The sequence below is a fragment of the Microbacterium sp. CCNWLW134 genome (genome assembly GCF_037083565.1).
Lineage (GTDB): Bacteria > Actinomycetota > Actinomycetes > Actinomycetales > Microbacteriaceae > Microbacterium.
Window position 1 is genome coordinate 1,786,100 of the sequence record NZ_JBAOJU010000001.1, and the last position, 18,973, is coordinate 1,805,072.

22 protein-coding genes are annotated in these 18,973 nt (G+C 69.9%); 13 read left to right on the plus strand and 9 right to left on the minus strand.

Annotated elements, in window-relative coordinates; genetic code table 11:
* Nucleotides 1-113: 113 nt before the first annotated feature.
* Both V6S02_RS08505 and V6S02_RS08510 read left to right on the plus strand, forming a co-directional pair.
* Entirely contained in the window at nt 114-827 is a 714-nt protein-coding gene (locus V6S02_RS08505) for a CHRD domain-containing protein (RefSeq protein ID WP_336400505.1), read from the plus strand.
* Nucleotides 824-1,492, plus strand: coding sequence for a class F sortase (locus tag V6S02_RS08510; protein ID WP_336400506.1), 669 nt, complete (start codon nt 824-826; stop codon nt 1,490-1,492). Before V6S02_RS08505 ends, V6S02_RS08510 begins: the two co-directional genes overlap by 4 nt.
* Nucleotides 1,493-1,498: 6 nt before the next feature.
* Here the strand turns inward: V6S02_RS08510 and V6S02_RS08515 are convergent, their stop codons facing one another.
* The gene (locus V6S02_RS08515; protein ID WP_336400507.1) at nt 1,499-2,167 is read right to left on the minus strand and encodes a TetR/AcrR family transcriptional regulator C-terminal domain-containing protein; all 669 of its coding nucleotides are present in this window, start codon (nt 2,165-2,167) and stop codon (nt 1,499-1,501) included.
* Between the two features lie 69 nt (nt 2,168-2,236).
* Between V6S02_RS08515 and V6S02_RS08520 the strand changes: the two genes are divergently transcribed.
* Nucleotides 2,237-2,881, plus strand: a complete 645-nt coding sequence (locus V6S02_RS08520; RefSeq protein ID WP_336400508.1) for a DUF4386 domain-containing protein — start codon at nt 2,237-2,239, stop codon at nt 2,879-2,881.
* Here the strand turns inward: V6S02_RS08520 and ychF are convergent.
* Both ychF and V6S02_RS08530 read right to left on the minus strand, forming a co-directional pair.
* Nucleotides 2,836-3,906 carry a redox-regulated ATPase YchF gene (ychF, locus tag V6S02_RS08525; protein ID WP_336400509.1) on the minus strand — a complete coding sequence of 357 codons (1,071 nt, stop codon included), beginning with the start codon at nt 3,904-3,906 and terminating at the stop codon, nt 2,836-2,838. The two genes, V6S02_RS08520 and ychF, sit on opposite strands and share 46 nt — an antisense overlap.
* A gap of 42 nt (nt 3,907-3,948) precedes the next feature.
* Entirely contained in the window at nt 3,949-4,695 is a 747-nt protein-coding gene (locus V6S02_RS08530) for a class I SAM-dependent methyltransferase (protein WP_336400510.1), read from the minus strand.
* Nucleotides 4,696-4,777: 82 nt separating this feature from the next.
* On the opposite strand from V6S02_RS08530, the gene V6S02_RS08535 reads away from it, so the two are divergent.
* Complete coding sequence (locus tag V6S02_RS08535; RefSeq protein ID WP_124293591.1) at nt 4,778-5,395, plus strand: exonuclease domain-containing protein; 618 nt, start codon at nt 4,778-4,780, stop codon at nt 5,393-5,395.
* A 44-nt stretch (nt 5,396-5,439) separates the two neighbouring features.
* Entirely contained in the window at nt 5,440-6,744 is a 1,305-nt protein-coding gene (locus V6S02_RS08540; RefSeq protein ID WP_336400511.1) for a DNA recombination protein RmuC, read from the plus strand.
* Nucleotides 6,745-6,754: 10 nt separating this feature from the next.
* On the opposite strand, the gene V6S02_RS08545 is transcribed toward V6S02_RS08540, so the two are convergent.
* Together V6S02_RS08545 and glpX are read right to left on the minus strand one after the other, a co-directional pair.
* On the minus strand, nt 6,755-6,958 hold the full coding sequence (locus V6S02_RS08545) for a UDP-N-acetylmuramyl pentapeptide phosphotransferase (RefSeq protein ID WP_124293593.1): 204 nt from the start codon (nt 6,956-6,958) through the stop codon (nt 6,755-6,757).
* A gap of 159 nt (nt 6,959-7,117) precedes the next feature.
* The gene (gene glpX / locus V6S02_RS08550) at nt 7,118-8,107 is read right to left on the minus strand and encodes a class II fructose-bisphosphatase (RefSeq protein ID WP_336400512.1); all 990 of its coding nucleotides are present in this window, start codon (nt 8,105-8,107) and stop codon (nt 7,118-7,120) included.
* Nucleotides 8,108-8,327: 220 nt separating this feature from the next.
* On the opposite strand from glpX, the gene fbaA reads away from it, so the two are divergent.
* Nucleotides 8,328-9,359, plus strand: a complete 1,032-nt coding sequence (fbaA, locus tag V6S02_RS08555; RefSeq protein ID WP_124293595.1) for a class II fructose-bisphosphate aldolase — start codon at nt 8,328-8,330, stop codon at nt 9,357-9,359.
* Between the two features lie 21 nt (nt 9,360-9,380).
* Here the strand turns inward: fbaA and V6S02_RS08560 are convergent, their stop codons facing one another.
* Genes V6S02_RS08560 through V6S02_RS08575 form a run of 4 tightly spaced genes read right to left on the minus strand, consistent with a single transcriptional unit; the run spans nt 9,381 to nt 12,319 of the window.
* Nucleotides 9,381-9,929 carry an MOSC domain-containing protein gene (locus V6S02_RS08560; protein WP_336400513.1) on the minus strand — a complete coding sequence of 183 codons (549 nt, stop codon included), beginning with the start codon at nt 9,927-9,929 and terminating at the stop codon, nt 9,381-9,383.
* 28 nt (nt 9,930-9,957) lie between these two features.
* A complete protein-coding gene (locus V6S02_RS08565) occupies nt 9,958-10,698 on the minus strand; it encodes a formylglycine-generating enzyme family protein (protein ID WP_336400514.1) in 741 nt (246 codons plus the stop codon).
* Nucleotides 10,695-11,261, minus strand: coding sequence for a DUF6264 family protein (locus tag V6S02_RS08570; RefSeq protein ID WP_336400515.1), 567 nt, complete (start codon nt 11,259-11,261; stop codon nt 10,695-10,697). The genes V6S02_RS08565 and V6S02_RS08570 overlap by 4 nt, the downstream gene beginning before the upstream one ends.
* Nucleotides 11,258-12,319, minus strand: coding sequence for a 4-hydroxy-3-methylbut-2-enyl diphosphate reductase (locus V6S02_RS08575; RefSeq protein ID WP_336400516.1), 1,062 nt, complete (start codon nt 12,317-12,319; stop codon nt 11,258-11,260). Before V6S02_RS08575 ends, V6S02_RS08570 begins: the two co-directional genes overlap by 4 nt.
* 58 nt (nt 12,320-12,377) lie before the next feature.
* Here V6S02_RS08575 and xseA point away from each other — a divergent pair, with 58 nt between their 5' ends.
* From xseA to V6S02_RS08610, 7 genes are all read left to right on the plus strand, one after another.
* Nucleotides 12,378-13,700, plus strand: coding sequence for an exodeoxyribonuclease VII large subunit (gene xseA, locus V6S02_RS08580; protein WP_336400517.1), 1,323 nt, complete (start codon nt 12,378-12,380; stop codon nt 13,698-13,700).
* Entirely contained in the window at nt 13,697-13,942 is a 246-nt protein-coding gene (locus V6S02_RS08585; RefSeq protein ID WP_442927906.1) for an exodeoxyribonuclease VII small subunit, read from the plus strand. The genes xseA and V6S02_RS08585 overlap by 4 nt, the downstream gene beginning before the upstream one ends.
* Nucleotides 13,942-14,586, plus strand: a complete 645-nt coding sequence (locus V6S02_RS08590) for a DUF4245 family protein (RefSeq protein WP_336400518.1) — start codon at nt 13,942-13,944, stop codon at nt 14,584-14,586. Before V6S02_RS08585 ends, V6S02_RS08590 begins: the two co-directional genes overlap by 1 nt.
* Before the next feature lie 32 nt (nt 14,587-14,618).
* Nucleotides 14,619-15,236: a carbonic anhydrase gene (locus V6S02_RS08595; RefSeq protein ID WP_124294504.1), complete on the plus strand. Its 618-nt coding sequence runs from the start codon at nt 14,619-14,621 to the stop codon at nt 15,234-15,236.
* A 74-nt stretch (nt 15,237-15,310) separates the two neighbouring features.
* Nucleotides 15,311-16,705 carry a class II fumarate hydratase gene (locus tag V6S02_RS08600; protein WP_124293602.1) on the plus strand — a complete coding sequence of 465 codons (1,395 nt, stop codon included), beginning with the start codon at nt 15,311-15,313 and terminating at the stop codon, nt 16,703-16,705.
* Between the two features lie 66 nt (nt 16,706-16,771).
* A complete protein-coding gene (locus V6S02_RS08605) occupies nt 16,772-18,244 on the plus strand; it encodes a sensor histidine kinase (RefSeq protein ID WP_205782940.1) in 1,473 nt (490 codons plus the stop codon).
* Nucleotides 18,241-18,897: a response regulator transcription factor gene (locus V6S02_RS08610; protein ID WP_124293603.1), complete on the plus strand. Its 657-nt coding sequence runs from the start codon at nt 18,241-18,243 to the stop codon at nt 18,895-18,897. Before V6S02_RS08605 ends, V6S02_RS08610 begins: the two co-directional genes overlap by 4 nt.
* Nucleotides 18,898-18,973 lie beyond the last annotated feature (76 nt).

An 18,973-nucleotide genomic window follows, 5' to 3' on the forward strand; every position in this document is an offset into this window, starting at 1 on the left:
TCATCCGTTCATCGCACGGTGACTTTTGCTCGTCGATGAACGTACGAGCCTTCCGCCTCGTAGACCCCGACAACGGATGCGACCGGCGCGTCCAGATCGGAAGGTTCGAGGAAATGACGAAGAAGACATCCGCCCGCCTGGTGACGATCGGTGCCCTGGCCGGAGTGGCCGCCCTCACCGTCGCGATGCCCGCGCACGCCGAGACCGAGGTCGCGGAGCCGGACACGTTCACCAGCGCGTTCACGGTCATGGCGACCCCCGATCAGGTCATCAACAACGACGGCGTCGCCGCGCCCGGGCAGGAGGGCGCGACGGGGACGTTCACGTTCCGCATCAACTCCGAGCTGGAGATCATCTGCTACGACATCCGCCTGGAGGGTGTGAGCGGCGATTACCAGAGCCCAGCGAAGACGGCCACGCACATCCACGAGGCAGCGGCGGGTCAGCCGGGTCCGCCGCGGATCGCTTTCCCCAACCCCGAGCCGGTGGGTGACGGACCGCGTACGTCGTCCGGTTGCCTCCAGGGACCCTTCACGACGGGCGTCGAGGCCGATGGCGTCGACACCGGCGACGGATTCTCGCTCGCCGAGATCGAGGCGAACCCCGCCGGGTTCACCGGTGACTCCCACACCGTCGACTACCCCGCCGGTGTCGTTCGCGGACAGCTCTCGGCCATCCCCGTCGGCGGAGTGGACACGGGAGCCGGCGGAACGGCCGACACCGGCATCTCGACCCTCGGCGTCGGTGCCGCAGCTCTCGGTGTGGCGGGCCTCGGGCTCGGCGCTGCGGTCATGGTGGCCAGGCGCCGGCAGGCCGCCGTTCGGTGACGCAGCGGCGGACGGCTGCGCAGCGCCCATTCCGGGGGGAATGGGCGCTGCGCGGCGCGCTCGCGGCCGTGCTGGCGGTGACGATCGGGAGCGCGACGGCCTGCACGTCTCCCGACCTCTCCGAGGCGTCGAGCCCCGCGCGGCCGCAGGCGCCAGCTCCCTCGATGTCGACGCCCCCCACCACGCCCGCACCGCCGTACTCGCCGGAGGCTGCTGTGGCGGCGCTTCCGCCGGCTCGGGTGTCGGTGCCCTCGATCGGCCTGGACGAGACGCTCATCGATCTCGGCCTGAATGCCGACGGCTCGATGCAGGTACCGACGGATTTCGACGATGTCGGATGGTTCACCGGCGGCGGCCGACCCGGAGGGCCGGGCCCGCTGGTGATCGCCGGGCACGTCGACTCCCCGACGGGCCCCGCGGTCTTCGTGCGCCTTCGCGAGGTGCAGGTCGGCGACCTCGTGGAGGTGGTGGACACGGCCGGCACGGCGCATGCGTACGTGGTGAGGGAGACGGCGGACTATCCCAAGTCCGCGTTCCCGACGGCGGAGGTCTTCGGCGCCGTCCCCTCGGACGAGCTGCGGCTCATCACGTGCGGTGGGATCTTCGATACGGCGGCCGGGTCCTACCTGGACAATCGCGTCGTCTTCGCCGTCCGCGTCGGGTGACGCCCGTCAGGAGACCGAGGCCCACCCCGCCTCGTGCCGTCGGGCGAATCCGTCGATCATGAGGTCGAGCGCGAAGGTGAACTCTGCGTCCTCGTCGCAGGCCGCACCCGCGTGCGGAGCGGTCATCGCCATCCGTGCGATCGCCGGGTACGCAACCGCGAACTCCGCCATCGCCTGTGCCCGCACAACCGGGTCGGCGGGCACGGTGGGAGTGGGCAGGACATCACGCGTGATCCCCCACATCCGCGTGCTGAGTGCATGCATGGCGTGGTGCACGAGGTCCGCCGAGAGCCCCCCGTCGAACATGATGGCCATGAGCGAATCCATGTAGGCCAGCACGGTCGGACTCGCCGCCGCCCGCGACTCGATCGCCGCCTGCGCCCATCGATGCTCGCCCATCACAGCGCGTGCCGACCGGATCCGGGCGCGCAGCGCCTCCTGCCAGGGAAGGCCGTCCGCCGGCACGTCGATGCTCGCCACCAGTCGGTCGAGCATGCCGTCGACGAGTTCCTCGCGGTTCGCGACGTGCTTGTACAGGGCCATCGCGGTGACCCCCAACGCCTCCGCCACCCGTCGCATGCTGGTCGCATCGAGGCCGACCTCATCCGCCAAGGCCACAGCGGCATCCAGCACACGCTCACGGTCGAGCGGTCGACGAGACACGGCACTTGACACGTCTACACCGTATACCTAAAGTGAGAGGCGCGTCGGTTTACGGCGTATACCTTTCGTGTGAGGATCTCGATGACCCCCCGCTCCCACCTGTACGCGCGCACCGCCGGCGTCCTGTATCTCGTCACCCACGTCACGTCGGTCACCGCCGTCGCGGCCTACGGGTCGGACGCCCGCGCCGTCGGCGTCGCCCTCGAGCTGATCCTCGCTGCCGGGTGCCTGGGCACAGGGATCCTCCTCTGGCTGCTGCTGCGCCCGTTCGGACCCGCACGAGCGGCGACCTTCGCCGGACTTCGAGCGCTCGAGGCCGCCGTCATCGCCGCGGGCACCCTGCCGATGCTCGCTCTGATCCAACTGACCGCGGCCGGACCGACCGCGGAAGCCCTGTGGGCTCTCCACACCGCGGCATTCCTCGTCGGGCAAGGCCTGGTGATCAGCGTGAACACCGTCATCCTGGGCTGGCTGCTTCTCGATGCCGGGGTCCTCCCCCGCGGCCTCGCTGTGCTCGGCATCGCCGGAGGGGCACTGGTGGGGATGAGCAACACCGCCCAGCTGTTCGGCCTCATTCCGCAGGGCGGAACGATCGCGGCGATCTGCGCGGTGCCGGTGTTCGCATTCGAGGTCTGGTTGGCGATCCACCTCATCGCGGTGGGCCTGCGCCCCCGGCGCGGTCAGTTGAAGCGGAACTCCACGACGTCGCCGTCGCGCATGACGTAATCCTTGCCCTCCAGGCGCGCCTTGCCCTTCGCGCGGGCTTCGGCGACGGAGCCGAGGGCGACGAGGTCGTCGAAGGAGATCACTTCGGCCTTGATGAAGCCCTTCTCGAAGTCGGTGTGGATCACACCCGCCGCCTGGGGCGCCTTCCAGCCCTGGCCGATCGTCCAGGCGCGAGCCTCCTTCGGCCCTGCGGTGAGGTAGGTCTGGAGGCCGAGGGTGGCGAACCCGATGCGAGCGAGCTGGTCCAGTCCGGATTCGGTCTGACCGGTGGAGGCCAGCAGTTCCGCGGCATCCTCAGGGTCGAGATCGATCAGCTCCGACTCGATCTTCGCGTCGAGGAACACCGCCTGCGCGGGCGCCACGAGGGCGGCGAGCTCGGCCTTGCGCGCATCGTCGGTGAGGACGGCCTCGTCGACGTTGAAGACGAAGATGAAGGGCTTCGCCGTGAGGAGGCCGAGCTCCCGGATCGGCGACAGGTCGAGGCCCGAGGCCGACAGCAGCACACCCTTCTGCAGGGCGTCCTGAGCGGCGAGGGCGGTCTCGAGCACGACGGGGTCGAGCTTCTTGCCCTTGACCTCCTTCTCGTACCGGCCGATCGCCTTCTCCAGCGTCTGGAGGTCGGCCAGCTGGAGCTCGGCGTTGATCGTCTCCATGTCGCCGGCGGGATTCACCGCTCCGTCGACGTGGACCACGTCGTCGTCGGCGAAACCGCGCACCACCTGCGCGATGGCGTCGGCCTCGCGGATGTTGGCCAGGAACTGGTTGCCCAGCCCCTCCCCCTCGCTCGCGCCGCGGACGATGCCGGCGATGTCGACGAACGACACCGTCGCGGGCACCACACGCTCGCTGTGGAAGACCTCGGCGAGGGCGTCAAGACGCGGATCGGGCAGATTCACCACGCCGACGTTCGGCTCGATCGTCGCGAACGGGTAGTTCGCCGCGAGCACCTGATTCTTGGTGAGTGCGTTGAAGAGCGTCGACTTGCCGACGTTGGGAAGACCGACGATTCCGATGGTGAGAGCCACGGGCATCCAGCCTACCGGCGGCGCGCGGCCTTCCCGACGCCGTCAGTGACCGACGGCCGCACGGAAGGCCTCGGTGCGATAGGGAAGCTCCACGATGCCGTTCTCGGCGAGTTCGTCGAACAGCGCTCCGACCTCGTCGAGGATGCTCCGGCGAGCGGTCTCGCCGGCGGTGATGACGTAGCTGCGCGAGGCGGCCATGTCGAGGAACGCCTCTCGGGTGAGGGGTCGATGCCACTCCCAGACGCGCGTGTCGAAGCGCTCGAAGGGCGGATGCGGCTGGGGACCGCCCTCGGAGATGAGCTGTTCCGCCGAGGACCCGTGCATGATCCCGGTGAGGCGACGCACCCAGGCGACACGCTCGTCGCGGACGTTCCAGACAAGGCCCAGGACGCCGCGCTCCCGCAGAACCCGACCTGCTTCGGCAGCGCCTGCGACGGGATCGACCCAGTGCCATGCCTGACCGGCGACGACGGCGTCGACCGATGCGTCCGGGAGAGGCATCCGCTCGGCTGTTCCGACGAAGGCGGGGGTTCCGGGAACGCGTCGGCGCAGCTCCGCCAGCATGTCGGCATCGGGATCGACCGCGACGACCTCCGCTTCGAGCTCTCGGAGGACCCTCGTGAGCTTGCCCGTTCCCGCGCCCACGTCGGCGACGCGGGGTCGCCGACCGGCGACGACGATCGGCTCGAGGAGCCACGCGACCGCGTCCGCGGGGTAGTCGGGGCGTCCGCTTTCGTAGCGGGCGGCCTCGCGCCCGAACGATGTCGACATCTCCTCACGGCGGGCCATGCCCTCAGCCTACGGCGGGGCGATCTTCAGAACCCCGGCGCGCCTCGGACGCGCGCGGCCGGACGATGGAGAGGGTGAAGCCGTGGCCCTGGACTTCACCGCGATCGACTTCGAAACGGCGAACTCCAGCAGTGCCTCGGCGTGTGCGGTCGGCTTGGCGCGGGTCCGCGGCGGGGAGGTCGTCGCCACAGCCGGGTGGCTCATCCGCCCGCCTGCCGGCCACGACCATTTCTTCGACATCAACATGCGCATCCACGGCATCCGCCCGGAGGACGTCGCCCACGCCCCCGGCTGGTCGGAGCAGCTCGGTGATCTCGCCGGCTTCGCCGGCGGCGACGTGCTGGTGGCACACAACGCCGGCTTCGACATGGCCGTGCTCACACGCGCGTGCGAGGCGACCGGTGACGACTGCCCGCCCTACCGGTACGCCTGCAGCCTGCAGGTCGCGCGCAAGGTGTACAAGCTGCCGTCCTACCGACTGCCCTTCGTCGCCGCTGAAGCGGGATTCGCCGAGTTCGCCCATCACAACGCCGTGGCCGACGCCCTCGCGTGCGCGCACGTCATGATCGACGCGGCGCGACGGGTCGCCGCCGACGACATCGACGACCTGGCCGCGTGGACCGGTGTCCGGATTTCGCAGATCGCGCTCGGCGACGCACCGGCGGCGCGGCGCCCGATGTCGTTCGAGGCCGTCGCGTAGCGCGTCGCGTACGCGATGTCCGACCCCTGCGGCATGGTGTGGTCATGGACGCCCTCCTTCTCCCCCTGCTCGTGACGGCGAGCCTTCTCGCCGGATTGCTCGCCGGCTGGGCGCTCGCGGCGGTGCGCGCGCAATCCCGAGCGGCCACGGTGCGTGAGCGATTGGCGGCGGCCGAGGCCTCCGAGGCGGCGATCAGCGCGCAGCTCGCCGAGCAGCTGCGGCTGTACCGCGACTTCGTGGCGCAGTCCCGTGCTGAGCAGGCGACGCGCGAAGAACGGGAGCGCCGCGAACAGGCGGTGCTGCGGGCCCTTGCTCCGGTCGCCGAGACGCTGCAGACGATGCAGCATCGCGTCGGCGAGATCGAACGCGAGCGGCAGGAGCAGTTCGGCAGCCTCGCCGAGCAGCTCCGTCGTGCGCAGCAGTCCGACGAGGCGCTGCGAGCGACGACCGAATCGCTCGCGTCGGCGCTTCGGTCGGGCACCACGCGCGGCGTGTGGGGCGAGACCCAGCTGCGTCGGGTCGTCGAAGCGGCGGGGCTCACACGGCACGTCGACTTCGATGTGCAGAGCGCCGTGCGATCGGACGCCGGTGGCGGGCGTCCCGACATGGTGATCCGCCTCCCCGGCGACAAGGCGATCCCCGTGGACGCGAAGGTGCCGCTCGATGCCTACCTCGAGGCGTCCGCGATTCCCGACGGCGCCTCCGGCGAACCGGCGGTGCGCCGCCGTGCGCTGCGCGAGAAGCACGTCAAAGCCGTCCGCGCCCACGTGGATGCGCTGTCGAAGAAGGCCTACTGGGCGGGGCTCGGCTCGAGCCCCGAGTTCGTCATCTGCTTCATGCCGAGTGAATCGCTCCTCGCCGCGGCGCTGGAGGACGATCCTTCACTCCTCGACTACGCCTTCGGCCGCCGCGTGGCGATCGCGTCGCCGGTCAACCTCTGGGCGGTGTTGAAGACGGTGGCCTACACGTGGACGCAGCAGGACGTGTCGGCCGACGCGCGCGTGCTGTTCGACCTCGGTACCCAGCTCTACGACCGTCTCGGCACGCTCGCCGGCCACGCCGACGACCTGCGCCGGGCTCTCGAGCGCACCCTCGACGCCTACAACGGCCTCGTCGGGTCGCTTGAATCCCGCGTCCTCGTGACCGCGCGCAAGTTCCCCGGCATCGACGAGACCAAGATCGATGCGCTCCGCGCGCCCGCGGCGATCGATTCGGGCCCTCGCAGGTTCACCGCGCCCGAACTGCTCGACGGGCTCGACGCAGCGTCGGTGGCATCAGATGAACGAGCGCCCGGCGTGACCGCCGATATCGGCGGCCTCCGGGACCGGCTCGGTCCGCACCAGCGCTGACGAGGGGCGCTCAGGCCCCGCCGGGGACGAAGCTCAGCAGGGTGATGACGGCGACGGACACTCCGGCGAAAGCGCCGATCATCCACCACGGAGAGAGCTGATGGTCTTCATCCCGGCGCACCCGGAACAACACATCGGGGCGGCGGGCGGGGTCGACGGCGTCGGCGATGACCGCCTGAGCTCCCGTCTGCGGACCCACGGACTGTACCGACATGGAGTAACCCCCTGCTGTGGACGAACGACACGTGACTCCGTTGGCACTGCGATCAATTGTGCCAGAACCGTCCACAGATGCCCGTCACGACTGCGTCACGATCGGCGATTTGCTACAGTTCGCCGTCCACGTCTGCCTGCCGGCCCGCCCTCGTCGCGTTTACAGCCACTTCGAGGTCAGGTGCTCCGAGGTGATGCGGCGAAGCGTCCCCGAGGCCCCGCGGAGCACGACGCTCTCCGTGTAGACGTGGTCCCCTTCGCGGCGCACGCCGTCGACGAGCTGACCGTCGGTGACACCGGTGGCGACGAAGATGGTGTTGCTGCCCTTCACCAGGTCGTCCGCCTCATAGACGTGATCGTCCAGAAGCAGTCCGGCGTCGATGCCCTTCTGCTTCTCGTCGTCGTCGCGGGGCCACAGCACACCCTGGATGTGGCCGCCCAGGGCCTTGATCGCGCACGCGGTCACGATGCCCTCGGGACTGCCTCCGATTCCCACGCACATGTCGGTGCGGGCGTTATGACGCGCCGCGTTGATCCCACCGGCGACATCCCCGTCGCTCATCAGACGGGTGCCGGCCCCGGCCTCGCGGATGTCGGCGATCAGCTGCTCGTGCCGGGGGCGGTTCAGCACCGACACGACGATCTCGTCGACGGGTTTGCCGAGCGCCTTGGCCAGTCGGCGGATGTTCTCACCGATGGGGAGACGGATGTCGACCACGCCGACACCGGCGGGGCCGGTGACGAGCTTGTCCATGTAGAACACCGCCGAGGCGTCGAGCATCGATCCGCGGTCGGACACCGCGATCACCGAGAGGGCGTTGTTGCGACCTGCGGCGGTGAGCGACGTGCCGTCGATCGGATCGACGGCGATGTCGCACTGGGGGCCGCGGCCGTTGCCGACGCGCTCACCGTTGAACAGCATCGGCGCGTCATCCTTCTCGCCCTCGCCGATCACGATCGTGCCGTCGAAGTTCACCGTCGTGAGGAAGGCGCGCATGGCGTCGACGGCGGCGCCGTCGGCGGCTTCCTTCATCCCGCGGCCGATGAAGGGCACGGCGCGGATGGCCGCTGCCTCGGTGGCCCTCACCAACTCCAGCGCGAGGTTGCGGTCGGGGTGCAGGGGGCTCATATCGCCGGTGATGCTCACCATGGCCCCAGCCTAGCCAGCGCGCGCGGCGCACGACCGGCCTTCGGTCCGACCTCGGGCGAAGGAACACCCGTTCTTTCGCCCTCGGTAAGTCCGCACCGAGGGCCGTTCGCTGTGCCGGCGGGCACGCGGCCGAGGCCTTCGCTAGAGTTTCGATCGACCCGCGATGCGCGGAGCCCGCACGACCGTCCCATCTCAGGCCACTCGACAACCAGGAGTCCTCATGCCCGTTGCCACCCCGGATCAGTACGCCGACATGCTCGACCGCGCCAAGGCCGGCGGGTTCGCGTACCCGGCGATCAACGTGTCGAGTTCGCAGACGATCAACGCCGTGCTCCAGGGACTGACCGAGGCCGGCTCGGACGGGATCATCCAGGTCACCACCGGCGGCGCGGACTACTTCGCCGGTCACACCGTCAAGGCTCGCGCGGCCGGCGCCCTCGCCTTCGCCAGGTTCGCCACCGAGGTCGCCAAGAACTACCCCATCACCGTCGCCCTGCACACCGACCACTGCCCCAAGGAAGCGCTGCCGAACTTCGTGCTGCCGCTCATCGAGGCATCGGAAGAAGAGGTCAAGGCGGGCCGGAACCCCCTCTTCCAGTCGCACATGTGGGACGGGTCGGCCGTGCCGCTGGATGAGAACATCGACATCGCGAAGGACCTTCTGCCGCGCCTGAAGAACATCAACGCGATCCTCGAGATCGAGGTCGGCGTCGTCGGCGGCGAGGAGGACGGTGTCGCACACGAGGGATCCAACGAGGCGCTGTACACGACCGTCGGCGATGTGACCAGGGCCGTCGAGGCACTCGGGCTCGGAGAGAACGGCCGTTACATCTCCGCGCTCACCTTCGGCAACGTCCACGGCGTGTACAAGCCCGGAAACGTCAAGCTCCGCCCCGAGCTTCTCGGTGAGATCCAGGAGGGCATCGCCTCGCGCTTCGGCACCGGCCCGAAGCCCCTCGATCTGGTCTTCCACGGTGGCAGCGGTTCCAGCGACGAGGAGATCGCCCTGGCCGTGGCCAACGGCGTGGTGAAGATGAACATCGACACCGACACGCAGTACGCGTTCACCCGTTCGGTCGCGGGCTACATGCTCTCCAACTACGACGGCGTCCTCAAGATCGACGGCGAGGTCGGCAACAAGAAGCAGTACGACCCGCGGGCCTGGGGCAAGATCGCCGAGTCGGCGATGGCCGCGCGCGTCGTCGAGGCGACCCACCAGTTGGGCTCGGCCGGCAAGTCCCTCGGCGTCTGAGGGCGCCCCGCGCGCGACTGTTCAGACGCCGCGGTAGATCTCGAGCACGGTGGGCGCCCCCTCGGGGCGCTCCACCACCTCGACGAGGTCTCCCGCGGTGACGGAGCCGGTCTTGCGAACGCGCAGGTAAGCACCCAACCGGCCCTCGTCGGAGAAGCGCTTCACCCAGCCGCGCGCCTGGCTGCCCCCGACCCAGCGAGCGAAGGTGGCGCACGGCGTGCGGGGCATCGTCACCTCGAGCTCCAGACGATCCCCGATGCGCCAGACCTCGCCGACGCGGGCGGCGTTGACGTCGATTCCGTCCACCCGGAGGTTCTCGCCGAACCATCCCGGCGGAAGATCGCGATCGAGCTGGAGTGCCCAGAAGTCGGCGTCCTCCTGCGCGTACGCGTAGAGCGCCTTGTCCAGTCCGCCGTGGTGCGTGCGATTGGCCTGGACGTCGCCCCGCACGCCGTAGCGGCCGACGGCCGCCGCGCCCTCGACAGGGCGCTTGTCGATGGCGGTCACCCCGTTGCTTCCGGCGTCGGGACGAAGCTGGTGGACCGCGCAGACGGCGAGGAGGCGAGGCATCCGATCAGCCTAGAGCGACGAGCCGGATTCAGCGCAGTGGCGTCCAGCCGAAAGGCACGGGACCATCGACGTCCGCCCGCCGGAGATCGGCCTCGGCCGACCATCCCTGAGCCTCACCATCGGCGTCGAAACCGCCGCGGGCGATGCGGAACCCGACGTCGTCGTGCGACGACCTCGGTGGTCCGCCACGGCGGGTGGAGGCTCGCACGCTCCACGCGTCGTCCGCGTATCCTCCACCTCGGAAGACGCGGTAGTCGGCGTAGCGGGCCGGGTCGAGATAGTCCCAGCACCACTCCCAGACGTTCCCGAGCGTGTCGAACAGCCCGAACAGATTCGGATGCTTGCCGCCGACGGGCTGGGGACCCTCGACGGCATCGGCGCTCGTCCAGGCGACATCGGCGAGCGGCCCGTAGTGGGGGCCGCTCGAGCCTGCTCGGCAGGCGAACTCCCATTCCGCCTCCGTGGGAAGCCGATACCCGTCGGCGTCGACATGCCACGTGACCTGCTCACCGTCGTAGGTGTACGCCGGATCCAGGCCCTCCCACTCCGATGCGGCGTTGCAGAAGCGGATTGCGCGGAGCCAACTGACCTCGGACGCAGGTCGGCGGGAATGACGCCCGCCTTCGAGCATCTGGGCCACCTGCTCCTCGGTGACGGGGTACACGCCGATCTCGAACGGCGAAAGCTCGACGCTCCGGCGTGTCTTCCGGCGCGCATCGTGCAGCACCACGGTCCCACCGGGGATGGCGGCGAGGGTGAACTCGGTCACCGCGACAGCAGAGCCCCCATGAGCGCAGGATCGCTCAGGAGCGGCACCATCAGCAGGGCACCCGAGATGAGGTTGAACACCACGCCACCCACGACCGGCACCCAGAACGTGATCTTCCCCCGCTGGAGCATGATCCACGACACCGCGGCGGTCAGCAGAAGACCGACGCCCAGCACCAGCGACGCCGCCACACCCCACGCACGGCCGTCGAAGGTCGGATCGGGGGCCTCGGTCAGGCCCATGAACTCGAAGAGCGTCTGGACGTAGCCGTTGTAGTCCACCAGAGCCGGGATGGCCGTCGCGACGGAGAAGACCGCATAGATCAGCAGGGCGATCGTGAGAACGCGGTCGAAGAACCGGCGTCGCGAGGCGATGACGTCTGGTGCGGCATCCCTCGTCGGAGTCGACGTCGACTCCGGTGCAGGTGATGCCGCGGCAGCCGGTGCCGCTCCCGTCTCCAACGCGACGGTGACGTCGGGCTGCTGAATCCTCGCGCGCTGCTCCTCCGGGGTGGCGTACTCGCCGTACTGCGGCCGCGGCCGAGGATCGGACCCGTCGGTCACGCGCGACCCCGGCCGCCCAGGGCGCGCTCGTCACGACGACCCGCGGGGTCGGTTCGCAGCTCCTTGGGGAGCGAGAACATCAGATCCTCCTCAGCGGTCCGCACCTCTTCGACGTCGCGGTACCCGGCCCCCGAGAGCTCGGCGAGCACCTCCTGGACGAGCACCTCGGGGACCGAGGCCCCGCTGGTGACACCCACGGTCCGCACCCCGTCCAGCCACTCCTGCTTGACCTCGTCGACGTAGTCGACCCGGTAGGCCGCTTTCGCGCCGTACTCGAGAGCGACCTCGACGAGGCGGACGCTGTTGGACGAGTTCGCCGAGCCGACCACGATCACGAGGTCGGCGTCCTTGGCGACCTTCTTGATGGCGACCTGGCGGTTCTGCGTGGCGTAGCAGATGTCGTCCGACGGCGGGTCCTGCAGCTGCGGGAACCGCGTGCGCAGACGCCGGACGGTCTCCATCGTCTCGTCGACCGAGAGCGTCGTCTGCGAGAGCCACACGACCTTCGAGGGGTCTCGCACCTCGACCAGATCCGCTTCATCGGGAGAATTCACGACGGTCACGTGGTCGGGGGCTTCTCCGGCCGTGCCCTCGACCTCTTCGTGACCCTCGTGGCCGACGAGCAGGATCTCGAAATCATCGCGGGCGAACCGCACGGCCTCGCGGTGCACCTTCGTCACCAGCGGGCACGTCGCATCGATGGCCTGCAGACCCCGGTCGGCGGCGGCGGACACCACGGCCGGCGACACTCCATGGGCGCTGAAGACCACGTGCGCCCCCTCGGGGACCTCGTCGACCTCTTCGACGAAGATCGCGCCCTTCTGCTCGAGCTCGGTCACGACGTGGATGTTGTGCACGATCTGCTTGCGCACGTACACCGGCGCCCCATAACGCTCGAGCGCCTTCTCGACCGCGATCACCGCCCGGTCGACGCCGGCGCAGTAGCCGCGCGGAGCGGCGAGGAGCACCTTCTTGGGTCCGGACACCGGGATATCCTGGAGCCGCCCGCGGCGCCCCGGTATGCGGGGAACGGGAAGGCTCACGGTCGGAGTGCTCATCCCCTCGATTCTACGGGGCAACCGGCCCTGACGACCCCGATCGACCGATGGAGTCCCCATGACGACTTTCCAGCCCGCCGCGGTCCCCGGCGAGGCGCCGCCCCCCGACTCGGTCCACCCCCGCGATTCCCGGTCGGAGACCCCGACCTCGGTGTCCCGGCTGAACGACACGATCCGGGGGTTCATCGAGCGTTGGGGATCGGTGTGGGTCGAGGGTGAGGTCACGTCGTGGAACGTCCGCGGGGGCAACGTCTTCGGTCGTATGAAAGACCTCGCGACCGACTCGACGGTGTCCTTCCGCGTCTGGTCCTCAACGCTGCAGCGCCTCCCCCGCGATCTCAAGGTCGGCGACCACGTCGTCGCCTGCGTCAAGGCGGACTACTTCGTCCGCACCGGCGATTTCACCTTCGCGGTCTCGGCCATGCGCCACGTGGGCCTGGGCGATCAGCTGGAGAGACTTGAGAGGCTGCGCCGGAAACTGCGCGCTGAAGGACTGTTCGATCCCTCGCGGAAGAAGCCGCTGCCGTTCCTGCCGCGCACCATCGGCCTCATCACCGGGGAGCGATCCGACGCTGAGAAGGACGTCCACCGCAACGCGGAGCTGCGTTGGCCGCAGGTGGTCTTCCGCACCGCCTATGCCGCCGTGCAGGGCGATCGCTGCGTGCCGGAGACGATCGGAGCCTTGAAGGCACTCGACGCCGACCCCGAGGTCGACGTCATCATCATCGCCCGCGGCGGGGGCGATCCCCAGACGTTGCTGGGCTTCAGCGACGAGCGCCTGCTCCGGGCCGTCGCCGAGGCGCAGACCCCGGTGGTCAGCGCCATCGGCCACGAGAACGATCACCCGCTCCTCGACGACGTCGCCGACGTGCGCGCCTCTACCCCCACCGACGCCGCCAAGCGTGTGGTGCCGGATGTCGCGGAGCAGCGGGCGCTCATCGGCCAGCTGAGATCGCGGATGACCTCGCGCCTGACCCAGCGCGTGTCGCACGACATCGCCCAGCTGGAGCAGCTGCGCTCCCGTCCGGTGCTGAGGGCCCCCGAGCAGCTGGTGGACGCCAGAGCACAGCAGGTCTGGCTGGCCACCGCGCGCGGTCGTGACGTCGTCGACCGGGCTGTGCACGCCGCCGAGCGCGCCACCGCGGAACTGCGCGCCTCGCTGCGCGCGCTCTCCCCCGCCTCCACGCTGGCCCGCGGGTACGCGATCGCGCAGGGCGAGGACGGTCACGTCGTCCGTGACGCGACCGCCGCACCAGCCGGCACCAAACTCGTCATCACGGTGGAGCGGGGAATCATCGCCGCACGGTCGGAGGGCGTCTCCGATGTCACCGTCGCCGGCGAGGGAGCGCGGGATGGGCGTGGCGGAGCCGAACTAGAATGACGGGTATGACCGGGGCGAGCGAGGACGTGGCCGACATCCAGGCGATGACGTTCGAACAGGCTCGCGATGAGCTCGTCCGCGTGGTCGCCGAACTCGAGCAGGGCACGCCGACCCTCGAGCACTCCCTCGCCCTGTGGGAGCGGGGCGAGGCCCTCGCTGCGCGTTGCGAGGAGTGGCTGCGGGGAGCCAAGCGGCGTCTCGACGCCGCCCGCTCGGCCGTCACCGCCGGGCAGGGGGACTGATGGCCCGCGACCCGAAGATCGTCGCCGAACTGGGGCGTCCCGAGACCCCGGACGAGGCCGCTGACCGCAAGGCCGCCTCCTCGCGCGCCTACCGTGCCAGCCAGAACACCCGCAACCTCATCGCCGCGCTCATCGCGACTCTCGCCGTCGTCCTCGTGATCATCCTCGCCGTACCCCGTGGCACTCCCCCCGAGCGCGAACCGATCGATGTCGCAGAGGTCGCCGCACGCATCTCCGCCAACGAGAACCGGGCCCTGGTCGTCCCCGATGTTCCCGCCGAATGGCAGGTCAACGCCGCGACGGTGGAAGGGGACTCCGTACGCGCGTGGACGATCGTCTACGTCCCCGCCGAGGACCGAGGCTTCGTGCGCGTGGCGCAGGGCTTCGGGGCCGATGAGGGCTGGCCCTCGCGCACGCTCCGAGGTGCCGAGATCGCCGAGACCGTCACGATCGGCGGAGTGGAGTGGGACCGCTACGAGATCCGCAACCCCTCCGCGGCCGGCAATGTCGCCGCCGCCCTGGGCACCACGTCGGGTGAGGACATCATCCTCATCTACGGCACCACCGATCAGGCAGCGCTGGAAGAGGCTGCGACCGCTGTCGCCGCCGATCTGCCGCTGCCCCCCGAGGAGGAGGGTCCGTGAGCGAGACCAGTCCGCAGCAGGCCTGGAACGAGATGAAGCGTGGCAACGCACGCTTCGTCGGAGGCGAGCCGCGTCATCCCCGACAGGACGCCGAGCGCCGCCACGAGGTCGCCGCCGGCCAGCGCCCGCGCGCGGCGCTCTTCGGATGCGCGGACTCGCGCCTGGCCGCCGAGATCATCTTCGACAAGGGCCTGGGCGATCTGTTCGTCGTCCGCAACGCAGGTCAGGTGGTCTCGGACTCCGTCATCGGCAGCCTCGAGTACGCCGTCGCCGTGCTCGGCGTTCCGCTGATCATCGTCCTCGCCCATGACGAATGCGGCGCGGTCCGGGCCGCCATCGACTCCGTCCGTCCCGATGCGCCCGCTCTGCCGCCGCACATCTGGCGATTGATCGCCCCGATCGTGCCGGCCGTCCAGCGCGTCGTGAGGGCCGACCCCTCCTCGAGCGACATCGACGGCGAGGCGGTGGGCCGCGAGCACCTGCGCGACACCGTCGGCGACATCCTGCAGACGTCGGAGCTCATCAGCGACGCCGTCGCAGAGGGCCGCCTCGCGGTCATCGGGGCCAACTACCGCCTGGCCGAGGGCGTGGCCGTCCCCGAAGTCATCGTGGGTGCCGTCTCGGACGACCTCACCACCTCGGCCGCCTGACCCGGACGCCCGAGCTCCACACCGACCCCTTCGCCGCGCCCTGCGGCATCCGTCACACCTCGGAGGACAACGACGTGACCGACATCGAATACCGCATCGAACACGACACCATGGGCGAGGTGCGGGTGCCCAAGGACGCGCTCTACGCCGCCCAGACGCAGCGGGCCGTGGAGAACTTCCCGATCTCGGGCGATCCGCTGGATCCGTCGCAGGTCGTGGCCCTCGCGCGCATCAAGAAGGCCGCTGCGCTGGCGAACAAGGAACTGGGCACACTCGACGGCGAGATCGCCGACGCCATCGCGCGCGCGGCCGACCGCGTCATCGCGGGAGAGTACGCCGACCAGTTCCCGATCGACGTCTACCAGACCGGCAGCGGCACCTCGTCGAACATGAACATGAACGAGGTCCTGGCCACCCTCGCCACTCGCGACCTCGGCCGTGCAGTGCACCCCAACGACCACGTCAACGCCTCGCAGTCGTCCAACGACGTCTTCCCCACCTCGGTCCACATCGCCGTGACCCAGGAACTCATCGACGACCTGATCCCGGCGCTGGACCACCTGGCCGTCGCACTCGAGGACAAGGCGCAGGCCTGGGCCGAGGTGGTCAAGTCCGGCCGCACCCACCTGATGGATGCCACGCCCGTCACCCTCGGGCAGGAGTTCGGCGGCTACGCCCGCCAGATGCGCCTGGGAATCGAGCGCGTGCAGTCCGTCCTCCCCCGCGTCGCCGAAGTCCCCCTGGGCGGCACGGCGACCGGCACCGGGATCAACACCCCCGTGGGCTTCCCCCAGCGCGTCCTCGAACTCATCGTCGCCGAGACCGACCTGCCGATCACCGAGGCGAAGGACCACTTCGAGGCGCAGGGCGCGCGCGACGGCCTCGTCGAGGCATCCGGAGCCCTCCGCACCGTCGCGGTGTCGCTGACGAAGATCAACAACGACATTCGGTGGATGGGCTCGGGGCCGAACACCGGCCTCGCGGAGCTGCACATCCCCGACCTTCAGCCGGGATCGTCGATCATGCCGGGCAAGGTCAACCCGGTCGTCCCCGAGGCGAACCTCATGGTGTGCGCACGGGTCATCGGCAACGATGCCACCGTCGCCTGGGCGGGAGCGTCCGGAACGTTCGAGCTGAACGTGGCGATCCCCGTCATGGGGACCGCGGTGCTGGAGTCCATCCGGCTCCTCGCCAACGCCGTCCGTCTGCTCGCCGACAAGACCGTCCGGGGCCTGGAGGCCAATGTCGAGCGCGCCGCCGCCTTCGCGGGCATGTCGCCGTCGATCGTCACGCCGCTGAACAAGCTGATCGGCTACGAAGCGGCGGCGAAGATCGCCAAGCATGCCGTCGCCCAGGGGATCACCGTGCGCGACGCGGTCATCGACCTCGGCTACGTCGAGCGCGGCGAGCTCACCGAGGCGCAGCTGGACGAGCGGCTGGATCTGCTGTCGATGACCCGGCCGGGGTGAGCCTCTCGCGCGGCACCTGAACTCCGGATCCGCCCCCTCGGTCCGCGGGGGGCGATAATCAACAGCGTGGTTCGTATCCCGCGCCCGCTGTCGGCGAGAACGCGCATTCTCGCTGCCGTCCTCGCCGTGGCGTGCGTCGGGCTGACGCTGGTGGGGAGCGTGACGTTCCTCGTTCAGCGGGAGATGGTGCTGAGCGAGATCGACGACCGCCTGGAAGGGCAGGCCGAGAGCCTCCTCTCCGTCGCCGAGTCCGAGGACGACGTCGCCCAGATCGATGACTTCGCCACGGTCGAGGAGTTCCTCCGCGCGGCGATGGACCGCACGGTGCCCTCCCGCAACGAGGCGGCTCTCGCGATCCTCGACGGCACGACGCTCATCGGTCCGGGCGTCGCCTCCGGCATCGACATCTCGGAGGACGACGTCCTCATCGCCCGCATCCTCAGCGGGGTCGAGCAGGGAGTCCCCGTCACCCCGGCGACGGCGGTCACACCCGAGGGGACCCTCCGCTACATCGCCGTCCCGGTGTCGCTGCCGGCCGACCCTTCGCGAGGTGTCGTGGTGCGGGCGGTGGAGCTCGGAGCGGCGCTTCGTCCGGTCGCGTCCGCGCTCGTCACCTATGGCGTGACCGCGGTCGCCGTGCTCGCGGCGATCGGCGTCGTCGGGTGGTTCGTCACCGGCCGCCTGCTCTCGCCCATCCGCCGCCTCCGCGAGACCGCGGACGCCATCACGCTCACCGACCTCTCCCCCCGTCTCCCGGCCGAGGGCACCGACGACATCTCCGACCTCAACCGCACCGTCAACTCCATGCTCGACCGCCTCGAGGGGTCTGTCGATGTGCAGCGCCAGCTGCTGGACGACGTGCGCCATGAGCTGAAGACGCCGATCACGATCGTGCGAGGACATCTGGAGATGATGGACCCGAGGGATGTCTCCGACGTCACCTCGACGCGGGAGATCAGCATCGCCGAACTCGACCGGATGACCCGACTGGTCGAGGACATCGACCTCCTCGCAGCCGTCGAGGGCGACTCGTTCGCCGAGGGCGAGGTCGACCTCGCCCTCCTCACCGCCCGGATCGGCGAACTCGTGGCGGTGATCCCGGGGCACCGATGGCGGATCGATGAGATCGCCGACGGCACGATCCCGGGCGACGCCGACCGGCTGCTCCAGGCGTGGCTCCAACTGGCCGACAACGCCGCGAAGTACACCCCCGCCGGTTCGCCGATCGAGTTGGGGAGCACCTGGGACGCCGCCGGAGCGCGACTGTACGTCCGCGATCACGGCAACGGCATCCCTCCCGCCTTCCGGCACCGGATCTTCCGCCGCTTCGATCGCGCCGACGGTGCCAGACTGGCCGGGGGGTCGGGGCTGGGGCTTGCCATCGTCGACGCGATCGCCAAGGGACACGACGGCTACTGCGCGGTCACCGATACCCCCGGTGGCGGTGCCACCTTCACCATCCACGTTCCCCCGGCCACGGCGGAGCTTCCCGCTCCGGTGCGCGCGGGCGATGTGCTGCAGCGGGAGTCCACCACATGACGACGATCCTCATCGCCGAAGACGAGCCGCGCATCGCCGCCTTCGTCAGCCGGGGCCTGGAGAATGCCGGCTTTACGACGTTGCTCGTCGCCGACGGCGGCGAGGCGCTCACCGTCGCGCTCCGCGACGGTGTGGATCTCGTGCTGCTGGATGTCGGCCTGCCGACGATGGACGGGTTCGAGGTGCTGCGCGAGCTGCGCGCTCGAGGATCAGCCGTCCCCGTGATCATGCTGACGGCCCGCACGAGCACCCGGGACACCGTCGAGGGACTCGACGCCGGCGCCAACGACTACGTCCGCAAGCCCTTCACTTTCGAGGAGCTCCTGGCGAGGGTACGCTCGCGCCTCCGGGAGAATCCCGTGCCGGCGGGGATGACGCTGCGTCACGGTGATGTGATGCTCGATCTTCTGGGCCGTCGCGCCACGGTGGCCGGCGACGAGGTCGAACTCTCGGCGCGCGAGTTCGCGCTGGCCGAGCAGTTCCTGCGCAGCCCCGGCCGGGTCCTCAGTCGCGAGCAGCTGCTCAGTCGCGTGTGGTCGCTGGACTTCGACCCGGGATCGAACGTCGTCGACGTCTACGTCCGGTATCTGCGTGCCAAGCTCGGCGCTCATCACATCGTGACAGTACGGGGCGCCGGCTACCGCTGGGAGTGAGAGATGTGAGAGCCCCCGGCGTTGGGGGAACACCGGGGGCTAGATCCGGGTTGGGGGCCCGGTCACCGGCCGCGTG